This window comes from Larkinella knui (genome assembly GCF_003858645.1).
GTDB lineage: Bacteria > Bacteroidota > Bacteroidia > Cytophagales > Spirosomataceae > Larkinella > Larkinella knui.
On the sequence record NZ_RQJP01000002.1, the window covers coordinates 350,964 to 365,344 of the forward strand.

Sequence of the window (14,381 nt, forward strand, 5' to 3'; positions counted from 1 at the left end):
GGGTACGCGGCAGCCTACCGTAAACCGAATACCGTAAACCGTAAACTTTATTTTGTTGACGTTCCTCTCGCCAGAATCTGGAAAACCGCATCCATCGAATCCACGCCGTAGGCGGTTTTCAATCCCGCCGGGGTGTCAAGGGCTTTCATTTTGCCGTCGACCATGATCGAAACGCGGTTGCAGTATTCCGCTTCGTCCATGTAGTGCGTGGTGACAAAAACCGTCGTGCCGTTGTGGGCCGCTTCGTAGATCAGGTCCCAGAACTGCCGGCGCGTAATGGGATCTACGCCCCCGGTTGGTTCATCCAGAAACACAATTTTCGGTTCGTGAATCAGGGCCACCGAAAACGCCAGTTTCTGTTTCCAGCCCAGGGGTAGCGAAGCCACCAGCGAATCGGCAACCGACTCAATCCCCAGTTTCTGCAAAATCTGATCGGTTTTTGTGGGAATGTCCGCCCGACGCAAGCCGTAGATGCCGCCGTAAAACCGGATGTTTTCGCGAACCGTCAAATCTTCGTAAAGTGAAAACCGCTGACTCATGTAGCCAATGTTCTGCTTGATCTTTTCGGACTGGCGATAGACATCAAAACCGGCCACGGTCGCTTCGCCCGACGACGGTTTCAGCAATCCGCACAGCATTCGCATGGCCGTGGTTTTTCCGGCCCCATTAGCGCCCAGAAAGCCAAAAATCTCGCCCTGATTAACGTCGAACGTAATGGCGTCGGTGGCAATGAAACTGCCGAATTTCCGGGTCAACTGGTTGGTACTGACTGCTTTCTCCATACTCGTCAAGCCGTTGGCTGCGTTTGGGTCATCAACGCCATAAAGGTGTCTTCGATGCCCGGTTGAATGGAATGGATTTCGATAGTCCGGTGGTTTTTTTCCCGCAAATACCGCCCGATTTGCTCTTCCGTTACGGCAGCCGACTTCACGGTCAGGTGCAGAAATTCACCGAACGCGTAACAGGATTCCGTAAACGGGGCCAGCCGCAGATCGTGAATTAACGAATACGTATCCGCAGCCCGAACGGCGTACAGACGCTTTTTAAAGCGTCTCGTGATGGCCAACGGCGTATCGACCGCCAGCACGGTACCGGTTTGCATAAACGCCACCCGGTCGCAGCGGCTGGCTTCGTCCATGTACGGCGTCGAAACCAGGGTTGTCAGGCCGCGCTCGTTGAGTTGGCGGAGCATATCCCAGAATTCCTTGCGGGAAACCGCATCAACGCCGGTGGTCGGTTCATCCAGAAACAGCACGTCGGGCTTGTGAATCAGCGCACAACACAATGCCAGTTTCTGTTTCATGCCCCCGGAAAGTTGCCCGGCCCGGCGGTTTTTGAACGGCTCCAACTGGGCATAAATCTCCTGAATCAGGTGGTAATTCTGCCGGATCGTCGTGCCAAAAACCGTAGCGAAAAAAGCCAGATTTTCCTGAACGCTTAAGTCAGGATACAACGAAAACCGCCCCGGCATGTACCCCACCAACTTTCGCAACGTCTTATAATCCTTGACCACATCGTACCCCGCCACCGTCGCCCGCCCGGTGTCGGGCAGCAACAGCGTTACCAGAATCTTGAAAAGCGTGGTTTTTCCCGCTCCGTCCGGCCCGATCAGCCCGAACAGTTCGCCCGGTTTGATCGAAAGGGAGACGTCAGAAACCGCCGGAATAGCCCCGTACGATTTCGAGACGTTTTCAATGATGATTGCATCCATATAGTAGTTTCTCAGTTTAAAGTTCGTGGTTTATAGTTGCAGATGCATACCTACGGACCGCCCGGCACTACGCGCTAGCAACTATAAACCATAAATTATAAACCCACTATAACTTAACTTCCCCCGGCATGCCGATCTTCAACCCGCCGTCGTTTTTTACCAGAACTTTCAGCGCATAAACCAGATTGACGCGTTCGTCTTTCGTCTGGATTACCTTGGGCGTAAACTCCGCTTTGCTCGAAACCCAGGTCACCGTTCCGGCGTATTCCTTGAACTGATCGTTAGGCGCATCAACCAATACCTTCACTTTTTGCCCGGTTTTGACCCGCACGAGTTGGTCGCCACTGATGTAAGCCCGGAGCGTAATCCGGTCCAGATCAGCAACTTTGTACAGCGGTTTTCCGTAACTGGCGACCTCGCCGGGTTCGGCAAACTTGACGGTGACCGTGCCCGTCGCGGGGTTTACGATGGTTGCTTTTTTGATCTGGTCGTCGATCTGCCGGATTTGCTCTTCCAGGGGGGCTTCTTCCGAAAGTGTCCCGCTCCGTTGCGTCGTCAGGGCCGATTGCTGGGCTGCGCGCTGCTGGCGAATCAGGGCAATCTGCCGTTCGATGACGTCGATCTGGGCAACGATATCGTCCAGTTGCTTGGTCGGAGCGGCTCCGGCGGCAATCAGGTTTTGGGTGCGGATTTTCTCGCGCTGCAACGTCTTCAGTTGTTGTTCCTGAACGGCGATCTGTTGCTCAAACGGCGACAATTGCGCCTGGATGTTTGGGGAGCGGCTGGAAACCGCCCGGCGACTGGCCAGCAACTGCGATTTTCGAAGCTGGAGTTGCAGCGGATCGATTTGCCCGACGGTTTGCCCGGCTCTCAGCGTCTGGCCCTCCTCAACCGTCAGCGTTTGCAACGCGCCGGTTGCCTCGGCCGACACGACGGTTTCAACGGCTTCAAAATTGCCGTAGGCGTCCGACTGCGGCTCGGTTTCGCAAGCCATCAAACCAACCGATAAAATACTGATAATCAGACTATTTTTCATGGAGATAAAGATCAAATAGGGGTTAATTTCCGGTCAGCGTACGGTATTGAACCTTTGCCAGCAGCAATTGTAATTCGTGCGTTTTCTGATTCAAAAGCGCCTGGCTTTCGGCGTTCAGTTCGGAGGTATAATCGCGCGCGGCCAACGTTCCGTTGTCGAGTTGTACGCTGGCGGTTTGCCGGATTTTCGAGCGCAAGGCGCTGATCTCCTGATCTTTTTCCAGCAAAGCGACAATGCGGTCGATTTCGGTTTGCTGCTGCCGAAGCTGGAGCGCCAGATTCCGGTCGAACACGTTTTGCTGAACGCCGATTTGCTCCCGGTTGAGGGCCAGAACCGTGCGGTCGTTGCGCAGCGTGTAGGCCGACGACAGATTCCAGCTCAGCCGGATGCCGCCGATAAAAAAGCCCCGAAAGTCGTTGTTGAGAAAATTGAGCGCCGGTCGGCCCGCTCCACCCTGGGCAAAGGCGCTCAGCCGGGGTTGCAGGCGGTTGTTGATGAGCCGCAGTTGCGCATCGAGCAACGTCCGCTGCGTGTCAAAGAGTTTTTGCTCCGGGCGGTTCACAACCAGATTGGCCACAGCGGTCTGGGCTTCCTCTACGACCAGCCGCGTGCTGTCCATAATCGGAACCCCCGTCAGCATAGCGAGTTGGTCGCGCAGACCCCGGCGTGTGGCCGCCAGTTGTCCCAGTTGCTGCTCGGCGTTCAGCACTTCGGCGCGTAACACATCCACACTCCCGGTAGCAATGGTTCCAAAACGAACCCCGGCTTCGGCCTTGACGATGCGGTTTTGCAGTTCTTCCAGCCGGATTCGGGTCAGGCGGGCAGTTTCATCGGTCAGCAAACTGTTCAGAAAATAGGCGTTGACCTGATCTTTGAGCCGGTTTTGGTCCACGGCCACCTGCTGCAAACTCACTGCCGTGCCAGCCCGCTGCACCTGCTTTTGAAGCGTCGTCTGCTGGCCATCATACAGCGCGTAACTCACATCCGCCGTCAGTTTGTACTGGTCTTTGCTCAGTTGCGGAATGGGAACGTTGGGCAGTTCGATGGGCAGTTTCGTCACTTCCGATTGCCAGCTGGCCTGCCCATTGACACCCACCTGCGGAAGCCGCCGGTTTTTTTCCAGATTGGCCACGTTCAGTTCTCCGGTTTGCCGCACAATTTCCCGCTGTCGGCTCAACGGATCGTTGGCAAGGGCGGCCGCATAACACTGCTCCAACGTCACCACGGACTGAGCCTGCGCCGACCCGACCAGCAGCAGTCCAAGGACAAATTTGAGTACCGGTTTCATAAAATTGCCATTAAAAGTTTATTCTAAAAACATATTCTAAAAAATCATTTAACAACTAGTCAAAAAAATATCAGACAGGTTTCAGGTACGCCATGATGGTCTCGAAAATGATTACCTTCCGTTCTTCCAGAAAATTCCGGTACGCTGCATCGTCCATGCCACCGATGTAGCTAACGATCGGCTTGGCCATAAACGGGAAGATCAGACTCCCCAGCATCGTTACAATGAGCTGAAGCGGTTTTACTTTCCGAATCGTACCCTTCTCCCCTTCCAGTTGGAGCTGTTTCGTAAAATAAGCCGACTCAATAATGCCTTTGACATTCAGTTTTTCAAAAATTTCACTGCTATCTTTCTGAAGTTCAGCCAGTACAAAAACCGGAACGTGCGGGTTAGCGTGCAGAAAATCGGTGTAATTATCGACAACCTTCCACACTTTTATTTCCAGCGGCACTTCTTCATTCAGAACAGAGACAATGCGTCCCAGAAAAGAACCCATCGTTTCCAGCAGAATTCCCTGAAAAAGTTGCTCCTTGCTTCGGAAATAATAATTTACCATCGCCATGGTGATATTGGCTTCTTCGGCAATGTGACGCAATTTGGTCCCGTCAAATCCGCGTTCCAGAAAAACTTTCTTGGCGGCTTCCTTGATCTTCTGCTCGGTATTCTGCTCGCTCGGTTTCGGTTTCATCGAAACAAAAGTAATAAGCAAGTTGATTTGTTAAAAAGTTTTTTAATAAATATTTTTAACTAGTTATTTCGCGGAGATGAGTGGAGAAATAAAAAAGTTAAGCGGAAGGTGATAAAAAACTCTGCTTAACTCTTTTTTCTCTGCTCATCTCCGCGAAATAACCCTTACTTTCGGGCTTGCACCAGTAGCCAGGCAGCCAGTTCTTTACTCGCTTTGTAGTTTTGGTAGACCATCGGAATGATCCGGCCGTCGGTGTATTCATTGTAGAGCCACGGATCGCCGACGGCAAAAACCGTTCCTTTGCCAACTTTAGCAACCGCCATGATGGCGTCGTCCTCTTCTGAAACCAGGGCTCTGGCCGGCGACTTCAAATCGAGCGTTGCCAGTTCCTTGATATAAACCGCCTTTGTTTCCCTAAAAACCGGATTGCTGGCCGGAATGGTCACTTTGCCCTGCTCCCAGTTTTTCCCTTTCACCATGTTGCGGTTTTTATCGGTAAACCGGATGCCAAACGTCTGCGCCAGTTCATTGAAGTGCCTGGTTTCGCAATTGGACGTATCATTGGCCATCATTACCAGAACGCCACCGGCTTTTACCCACTCGTTAATTGCCTTGATATCAGCGTCCTGAATATAATTCGGTTTGGCGGTTTCTTTCGGTGAGTCGGGATCGACGATGATATAAACGTCGATGCCTTTCAACGATTCGGCAGTCGGCGCGGTCCGCACCGGCACGGTTTTGGCCCCCAGCTCGCGGAACGTATTGCCCCAATGCCAGAAACCCGAGTGCATCCGGTCTTCCCAGGTATAGTGAAACTGCTCGGTCTGTCCGAGAAGATCTTTGCGGAATTCGTGGTTGAAATGGTAATCGACGGCCACGGTTTTGCCGGCACCAATCGCCAGTTCCGGGGCAATTTCCATTTCCAGACTCGCCATGATGAACGGCCCAACGCCCTTGAGGTCATTTTTGCGAATGGGTTCGCTGAGGTAGTACTCGTAACTGCCGTCGCGGTAGGGCGTGCCGCCCAAACCACCCACGCTGACCGTTCCGTTGAGGCTGATCGTCCCGTTCGGATCTTCTTCAATGAAGTTTTTCAGAATGCCCCGGTAGCCTTTCTGCGCCGACGCCAGGAACGACTTATCCAGATACCCCATCCGGACGGCTTTAGCCAGCGTATACACGAACATGCACGACGCCGAAGCCTCGATGTAATTGCCTTTCCGCGTTCCCTGATTGGTCATCTGGTACCAGCAACCGGTTTTCGGGTCCTGGTAGTTCACTAGGGGCGTTGCCAGCCGTTGCAGGTAGTTCACCAGACTGGCGCGTTGCGGGTGGTTTTCGGGAAAATATTCCAGCACATCGACCAGCGCCATGCCGTACCAGCCAATCGACCGGCCCCAGAAATTTGGCGACTGCCCGGTTTCCGGATTCGCCCATTTCTGCTCCCGGCTTTCGTCGTAACCGTGATAGAGCAACCCGGTTTTGCTGTCCACGAGGTGTTTTTCGATCAACGCGAACTGCCTGGCAATGTCATCGAAGTTTGCAGGCTGGTTAAAAACCCGGCTGAATTCGGCGTAGAACGGTTCGGCCATAAACAACCCGTCGAGCCACATCTGATTCGGGTAGCGACCTTTGTGCCAGAAACCGCCTTCTTTCGTGCGCGGCTGTTTCGCCAGTTGGTCGCGCAACAGAAAAGCCGCCTTCTGAAACTTTTCCCTGCCCGGCAGCGACTGCTGGGCCAGCATCAACAGCACCCGCCCGGTGGTGACATTGTCGATGTTGAACTCGTCCATTTGATAGGTCCGGATGCTGCCGTCTTCGCGCACAAACTGGTTGATGTCGTTCAACGTATAGGTAAAGTATTTGCTGTCGCCGGTGCGGTACCACACCCGCTCGAAAGCTTTCAGAACCAGTCCCTGCTCATAATCCCAGCGGGCGGTTTTGCGGTCGCCAATCAGAATCGAATCCTTATGCCACGTCATGAACGAGTCGGCCATGCGCTGGGAATACGGTTTTTGTTGGGCAATGGCGCAGGTAGTTAAGAGGATCAGAAATAGAGATTTCATGATATGTTAAAAAGAGTTGTTACGCGGAGCTGAGCGGAGAAATATAGAGCTAAACAGAATTTTTTATCTTCTCCGCTTAACTCTACATTTCTCCGCTCAACTCCGCGTAACAACTTAAAGTAAATTCTACGACTTTCTACCAATTCGAACGGATGTTAATTTGGCCGTTTCGTCAGAAAGTCAGTACTTACTTAAGCCTCTTTCCCATCCACGGTATGCCAACGATTTCGACACCCGAGAAGCCCCATCAGGTTCCAATTGATCAGCTGCTTAAAGCCCTGAACACCAATCCTAAAACAGGCCTGACAGCCGACGAAGCCAAAAACCGGTACGACGAATTTGGACCGAATGCGCTTCAGGAAGTCAAACTGGAAAGTCCGCTGACCATTCTCCTGCGGCAGTTTACCGGCGTCATTGTCTACATTCTGGCGGCTGCGGCCGGTATTTCGTTTTTCCTGGGCGAAACCGTCGAAGGCTTTGCCATCATTGCGGTTTTGCTGGTCAATGCCGTGACCGGTTTTTTGCTGGAATGGAACGCCCGGCAGTCGATGGATGCGCTGCGAAAAATGGACACCACGCCCGCGCGGGTGCTGCGCGACGGACGCATTCGGGAAATTTCGTCGGAAGAAGTGACCGTTGGCGATGTGCTGGTCGTGGAAGCCGGTGATCTGGTTGCTGCCGACGGCAATCTGCTCGAAGTCAGCCAGTTACAAATCGACGAATCGGCCTTGACGGGGGAATCGCTGCCCGTTGACAAAAATACGGAAATACCGCCCGACGAATCCCCGCTGGGCGATCAGCACAACCGCTTGTTCAAGGGAACACCGGTGACGGCGGGCAATGGCCGGGCGGTGGTGACGGGCATCGGGCAGCAAACGGAACTGGGCAAAATTGCTACGATGGTGAAGGACGCCAAACGGTCGGCCACGCCGTTGGAAGCCAAACTGGATGCGCTGGCGAAAGTGTTGATCTGGGTGACGGTCGGGCTGGCCGCTTTGTTTCTGGTGGTCGGGTTATTCCGGAAAGAAGAGCCCTTCCGGCTGATCGAAACGGCCCTGGCGCTGGCCATTGCGGCTATTCCGGAAGGCATGTCGGTGGTAGCCACCATTGCGCTGGCGTATGGGATGCTGCGGTTGGCGGAGAAGAAAGTGATCGTCAAACGGCTGTCGGCGGTGGAGACGCTGGGCGGTACCAACGTTATTTTTACGGACAAAACCGGCACCTTGACCCAAAACCGCATCGAAGTCAATACGCTCCAATTGCCGGATGCAAACGCCGAAATTGAGGTAGATGCCGAGGCTGGAAAACTAACTATTATAGCTGGAAACCTGTCGGTTATAGAATCCGATGCGTATCAGCAACTGATCCGGGTGGGCGTTCTTTGTAACAATGCGGATTATGATAGTGTGGAGGGAAAACCCAAAGAAGTGGGTGATCCGGTGGAAGTTTCGTTGCTCAAATTTGCGATTGCCGCTGGTCACTCTCCTGATCAAATCATCACAAACTTTCCGCGCAAAGCCGAGCAAGCCTTTAGCTCCGACACCCGGATTATGGGAACGCTCCACACCCACGAAGGCGGTTATTTTGTGGCCGTGAAAGGCGCGGCAGAAGAAGTGCTGGAACGCTGCCAGTCGCTCAGCGAAAAAGACCGGAAGGCGTATTATGACATTTCCGAGAAAATGGCCGTCGACGGGTTGCGAACGCTGGCGTTTGCTTTTCGGGAAACCAGCGAAAAACCCGGTGACAACTTTACCGATGGCGACCTGACCTACATAGGTCTGATCGGTTTTCTCGACCCTCCGCGCACCGAAGTAACCCCCGCGCTCAAAGCCTGCCGGGCCGCCGGAATCAAGGTCATCATGGTGACCGGCGATCACCCCGCGACGGCCCTGACGATTGCGTCCAAAGTGAACCTGATCGAACCCGGCGAAGAAATGGTCATGACGGGCAAAGACCTCAAACCGCTGGATCAACTGACCGAAGCCGATAAAACGAAGCTGCTGGCGTGCCGGGTCTTCGCCCGCGTGAGCCCGGCGCAGAAGCTGGATATGATCGACCTGTACCAGCAGCAGGGCGACATTGTGGGCATGACCGGCGACGGCGTCAACGATGCGCCGGCGCTGAAGAAGTCGGACATCGGGATTGCCATGGGATTGCGGGGGACGCAGGTGGCCGCCGAAACCGCCGATATGGTGCTGAAAGACGATTCGTTTGCTTCTATTGTTTCGGCTATTGCGCAGGGGCGGGTCATTTTCGAGAACATCCGCAAGTTCGTGCTTTTCCTGCTGTCGTGTAATCTGAGTGAGATTTTCGTGGTGACGTTTGCGGGATTTCTGAACGTCGGCAATCCGTTGCTGCCCTTGCAGATTCTGTTCATCAACATTGTAACCGACGTGTTTCCGGCCCTGGCGCTGGGCGTAGGTCGCGAGAATTCGAGCCTGATGCAGCAGCCGCCCCGCGATCCTAAAACGCCCATTATGGATGGTTACGACTGGCGAATGGTGGTTTTTTACGCCCTGGCTATGACGGCGTCAGTGCTGGGAGCCTACTGGCTCGGCACCCGCGAACTGGGTCTGACGGCAAAGGAAGGCAACAACCTGACGTTCTACGCACTGTCGTTTGCGCAGTTGATGCACGTTTTCAACCTGCGGTCCGGCCGCTCGTTTTTTGTCAACGAGATTACCCGAAACCTTTACATCTGGTATGCCCTGCTGCTCTGTCTCCTGATTTTAGCGTTGACCTATTACATACCGTTTTTACACAAAGTGCTTAGCATTCAGCCGATGACAACTACCGAACTTTGGCTTATTCTGGCCGCTGGTTTTGCGCCCGTTTTGCTGGTTCAGATCGTGAAGGGTATAATTCGGCTGGGGAAATGACTAGTTTGCCCGGAAGGGTTCACAGTTAATGGCAAAGAAATCTTATTATGCCTGGTCCTGAGATTAGGACGCTCTTCCGGAGCTTGCCGGTTACAAAAGCCGGGATGTTGCTATCAACCTGTGGCTCCTCCGGAGCCCCGTAAAATCCCGGTGTTCGGCCCATTTTACCCCGGAGGGGTTTCCTGTTGATAGAACAGAAAGCTCAGGATACCACGCAAGCTCCGGAGGAGCGTTCTGAGATTAGGCCGCTCCTCCGGAGCTTGCATGGTTACGAGAACCGGGATGTTACTATTATCATGTGGCTCCTCCGGAGCCGGACAAGATTCCGTTGTTCGATTGCTTTACCCCCGGAGTGCCGGACAAGACCCGGTGTTCGGCCCATTTTACCCCGGAGGGGTTTCCTGTTACTAGCAAATCTCAATAGGCCGGCTCGTAAGCTCCGGAGGAGCGCCCTAATCTTAGAACACTCCTCCGGAGCCAACTCAAAACAAAATTGCAGCTTATAGCCGACTAAATACACTAATTATCAAACCACCAGCCCCGCCGATTTCCGGAACCAGTCGATTTCGGCGTGGTAATCGAAGACGGCTTTCTGGCGTTCGTCATCGGTCCAGCCCAGTTCATCCGCCATCAGATCGGCGACGGTTTCGGAAATTCGGTCGGAAGAGTCCCAGTCGGTCAGTTCCAGACCAAACCGCCGGGCCAGCACATCCTTGAGCGTTTGCGCCATTTCGGCCCGCACCACAAAAACCACCTCGGCTTTCGTGTTCGGCAATTGATCCGAAAGCCGTTCTTTCCAGTCGGGCCGGTCGTGCATCAGTTGCGCAATTTCCAGGCTTTCGGTGCCATATTGCCGGTTCAGGTGTTTGGCAACCGCTTCGGGAACGGCGTATTTGCTGACCAGTACTTTCCAGAAATCATCCGCGTAGCCATCAGCGCCGACGAGTTTAATGTGGTCGGTAATGCACGGTTCTTCAGGCTGTTCCTGCAATTCATAAAATTTATCGATCGTATCTTTGGCCATCAGCCGGTATGTCGTCCATTTGCCACCCAGAATGCTGATCAAGCCCGAGGTCTGATCGACTTCCACTTCATGATCACGCACAAGCTGTTTGGTATCGGCATTTGGATCGGCCTGCAACAACGGGCGCAAACCGGCGAAACCGGCAATGACCTGATCGGCCATGATCGGTTTTTCAAAATACCGGTTGACGTAACTGAGCAAATAATCAACTTCCGCCCGCTCCACCACCGGCTCCGATTCGCCCAGTTCCGATTCCGTTTCCGTAGTTCCGATCATCAGTTTTCCGTTGTACGGAATGATGAAAACCACGCGCCCGTCATCGGTTTTTGGTACCAGAATGGCCGCATCCGACGGCATCAGCTCGCCCGGCACGATGATGTGAACGCCTTTGCTGACCCGCATCCGGACGCCCATTTCGGGGTTCGCCAGCAGCCGGATTCGATCCGCAAACGGCCCCGTTGCATTGATAAACCGCTTGGCCCGAACGCGCAAGAGCCGCCCCGTCAACGAATCCCGAACGTGCAAAACCGCCAGACGCCCAGCGGCATCTTTCTCGAACGTGCGGGCTTCGGCGTGGTTGAGCGCCACCGCCCCGTATTGCATGGCAGTTTTAACCAGCGACATGTTGTAGCGGGCATCGTTCAGCTGGCCATCATAATACAATACGGCGCTGTGAATCTTGTGCGTAAGCGACGGATTGCGTTTCAGCGCTTCTTCCTTGTTCAGCCATTCGCTTTTGCCGATGCTCAGATCGCCGGATAGGGTATCGTACATTTTCAAACCGGCCGTGTAGTAAATCCCTTCCATCCAGCTCATACAGGGTGTGAGCAACGCCAGCGGATGAGCCAGATGCGGGGCGTTGCGGATGAGCGTCAGCCGTTCGCGCAGGGCTTTTTTTACCATGTGGTACTGATTCAGATCGGCCTGTTTGACGGCCTGTTCCAGATACCGCACCCCGCCGTGGATCAATTTCGTCGATTTACTGGAGGTTTCGGAGGCAAAATCGTGCTTTTCGATCAGAATTGCTTTCAGCCCCCGGCTTTGGGCATCGAGCAGACACCCTGCGCCGGTGGCTCCTCCGCCAATGATACAAATGTCAAAATCCTGGTTTTCGGCTTCTTGGAGATGGTCGTTGCGCTGCATAATCAATGGAGTTATTTCGCGGAGTTAAGCGGAGACCAACAAAGGTAAGCAGAGTCTTCGCTACACGCTGCACGTCTCCGCGTAACTCTGCGAAATAACTTATTTTTAGTAGGATAAAGCCCGGACTTCCCAGTACCTTTGGTTATATCTAACGTTTCAAATACCGCACCAATGGAAGATTTTCGGTTGAGAGTTTTTTACAGCGTTGCCCGTCATCACAGTTTCACGAAGGCGTCGGCAGAGTTGTTCATTACCCAGCCCGCCGTTACCAAACACGTTAAGGCTCTGGAAGATATGCTCGGTTTGAGGCTGTTCGACCGGAAAGGAAATACCATTGTTTTGACACCCCCCGGCGAGGTGTTGTTCCGCTATGCCGGGCAGATTTTTGATCTCTATCAGGAGGCTCTTTTTGAATTAAATTCCTTTAAAGAAGACTTAAAGGGTAGTCTGCGGCTGGGTGCCAGCACCACCATTGCCCAATACCTGATTTCTCCCCTGCTGGCGTCGTACTACGAACGCTACCCGACCATTCAACTCAGTTTGCAGACCGGTAATACAGAGATGATTGAGCACGCGGTTTCGGCCAAAGAGATCGATCTGGGCATTGTGGAGGGTAAAAAGCACCACGCCGGTTTGAAATACCACGATTTTATGGAGGATGAACTCGTTGCAGTGGTCCATACCAACAGTCGCTACAGCCGCCTGAAAGAAATTACGCTGGCAGAACTCAGTACCATTCCGATGGTGCTGCGCGAACGCGGTTCGGGTACGCTCGAAGTACTGGAAACGGCCCTTCAGGAGCGCGGAATCCGGCCTTCTTCGCTCACGGTGGTGATGCACCTGGGCAGTTCGGAAAGCATTAAATCGTTTCTTGAACACGCCAATTGTCTTTCTATTTTATCCTCACGGGCGATCGAAAAAGAAGTTCGGAGCGGTCAGCTAAAAATAGTTAGTATCAAAGATTTTCGTCTTCCCCGGACCTTCAGTTTTGTTCACTTACAGGGTTTACCGGAAGGTTTAGCCGCTGGTTTTATGACATTTGCCCGGCGATATTATAATCCATAACCAGGACCTTACGCTTTTTTATTTAAAAAGTTTATTTGATAGAACGATCATAAATTATTTATTTGCATAGAACATGTTACCATTTAGCCATATTATCATCTTAATAATAACCTTGCGCATTTGACCAACTGAACAGGATAGCTTTCATCTATTGACAGCCTATACTCATAAACGGAAAATGTAAGGGCCTTTTCAACTTGAAACGTGTAGCTAACATTCCCTTTCATGATCTTCTGTCCCTCAAAAAATCTACCTAAATCCTTTGAATCCATTCAGGCTTTGCGTGCCATTGCGGCACTTTCCGTAGCGCTTTTTCACTTTTCCATGAAAATGGAGGATGTTTCCATTGATTACCCTTTATTACATTGCTTTAAAGCGGGCTTTGGTGGTGTCGATTTATTTTTCATTATCAGCGGTTTTATAATCACCCACACCAATTTGTCAAAGGTGAACCGACCGCATCAGTTGGTTCCTTATTTAAAAAAGCGCTTCGGACGGATTTACTCCGTTTACTGGTTACTTTTTCTGGCAGCGAGCGCGGTTTTACTCGGACTTAATGCATTTGCTCCTTCGTTAAAATGGCTTTCTTACTCTTTTAATCCCGTAGAAGTTGCAAAAGCACTTACGCTATTTCCAAATCATGACAGTGTTTTACCGGTCACCTGGACATTAAGTTATGAAATTTATTTCTACGTTCTGTTTGGATTATTGATTGCTTCCCGTTACTTATCGATCATTCCAATTGCTATTTTAATCGCAACCACCCTAAACGGCCTGGTATCGCTGGCCGGTCAGCCGAATTTGTTTGGCTTCCGGCTGCACGCCTTCTTATTGAGTCCTTTTAACCTGGAGTTTTGCTTTGGAGTGGTCGCTTACCTGCTTACCCGCCGGTATACATTTAAAATTTCTCCCGTGGTGATGGGAATAGCCACTGGCGTTTTCCTGCTGACCGGCGAATGGGTCGATCCTTCTGAAATCTGGTTGCGAATCTGGGGGTTTGGGTTGCCGGCCACCGTTATTCTGCTGGGCCTGGTTCAGCGGGAAATAGCGGGCAAATTTTATATTCCCAGCTGGCTCCTAAAACTGGGTGATGCTTCTTATATTTTATATTTAATTCATATTCCCGGCATCATGATACTTACGCAGGCCTTGATGATCCTCGGCTTTTCACAGTATGTAGTAGTTGCCAACTTTTTACTGCTTGGGGCAATGGCCTGGTTCAGTTGGCAACTGCATTACTACATCGAAAGGCCGCTATTGCACTGGATCAATTACCGCCGGTCAAAGCCGCTGCCCCCTCCAACCGCGCAATCAGAACCCATCTATTTTGAATCGCCCCTGGTAAGCACCGAACTGCATACCAAATGAGCCTGCGTTGGCGTTATTGTGAAACCGTCGCGGAATTGAGTTTACGAAGAAGCCTCTTTTGGGGCTTTTTTTATTCGTAAAATCTCCCGATGATTGGCTTTTCAATCTCCATT

The 14,381-nt window shown here is 52.3% G+C and carries 10 protein-coding genes; 3 read left to right on the forward strand and 7 right to left on the reverse strand.

Annotated elements, in window-relative coordinates; all coding sequences use genetic code 11:
• Positions 1–47: 47 nt before the first annotated feature.
• The 6 genes from EHT87_RS10400 to EHT87_RS10425 form a co-directional block, all read right to left on the reverse strand.
• Complete coding sequence (locus EHT87_RS10400) at positions 48–782, reverse strand: ABC transporter ATP-binding protein (protein WP_124906563.1); 735 nt, start codon at positions 780–782, stop codon at positions 48–50.
• 5 nt (positions 783–787) lie between these two features.
• Complete coding sequence (locus EHT87_RS10405) at positions 788–1,711, reverse strand: ABC transporter ATP-binding protein (protein WP_124906564.1); 924 nt, start codon at positions 1,709–1,711, stop codon at positions 788–790.
• Between the two features lie 106 nt (positions 1,712–1,817).
• Positions 1,818–2,747, reverse strand: coding sequence for an HlyD family secretion protein (locus EHT87_RS10410; protein ID WP_124906565.1), 930 nt, complete (start codon positions 2,745–2,747; stop codon positions 1,818–1,820).
• Between the two features lie 22 nt (positions 2,748–2,769).
• Entirely contained in the window at positions 2,770–4,035 is a 1,266-nt protein-coding gene (locus tag EHT87_RS10415) for a TolC family protein (RefSeq protein ID WP_124906566.1), read from the reverse strand.
• A gap of 70 nt (positions 4,036–4,105) precedes the next feature.
• Positions 4,106–4,723, reverse strand: coding sequence for a TetR/AcrR family transcriptional regulator (locus EHT87_RS10420; RefSeq protein WP_124906567.1), 618 nt, complete (start codon positions 4,721–4,723; stop codon positions 4,106–4,108).
• Between the two features lie 164 nt (positions 4,724–4,887).
• Complete coding sequence (locus EHT87_RS10425) at positions 4,888–6,789, reverse strand: glycoside hydrolase family 88 protein (RefSeq protein WP_124906568.1); 1,902 nt, start codon at positions 6,787–6,789, stop codon at positions 4,888–4,890.
• A gap of 215 nt (positions 6,790–7,004) precedes the next feature.
• Between EHT87_RS10425 and EHT87_RS10430 the strand changes: the two genes are divergently transcribed.
• A complete protein-coding gene (locus tag EHT87_RS10430) occupies positions 7,005–9,668 on the forward strand; it encodes a cation-translocating P-type ATPase (protein ID WP_124906569.1) in 2,664 nt (887 codons plus the stop codon).
• Between the two features lie 526 nt (positions 9,669–10,194).
• Here the strand turns inward: EHT87_RS10430 and EHT87_RS10435 are convergent.
• The gene (locus EHT87_RS10435) at positions 10,195–11,835 is read right to left on the reverse strand and encodes a glycerol-3-phosphate dehydrogenase/oxidase (RefSeq protein ID WP_124906570.1); all 1,641 of its coding nucleotides are present in this window, start codon (positions 11,833–11,835) and stop codon (positions 10,195–10,197) included.
• Positions 11,836–12,006: 171 nt separating this feature from the next.
• Here EHT87_RS10435 and EHT87_RS10440 point away from each other — a divergent pair, with 171 nt between their 5' ends.
• Positions 12,007–12,900: a LysR substrate-binding domain-containing protein gene (locus EHT87_RS10440; RefSeq protein ID WP_124906571.1), complete on the forward strand. Its 894-nt coding sequence runs from the start codon at positions 12,007–12,009 to the stop codon at positions 12,898–12,900.
• A 225-nt stretch (positions 12,901–13,125) separates the two neighbouring features.
• Complete coding sequence (locus EHT87_RS10445) at positions 13,126–14,268, forward strand: acyltransferase family protein (RefSeq protein ID WP_124906572.1); 1,143 nt, start codon at positions 13,126–13,128, stop codon at positions 14,266–14,268.
• The last annotated feature ends 113 nt before the right edge of the window (positions 14,269–14,381 follow it).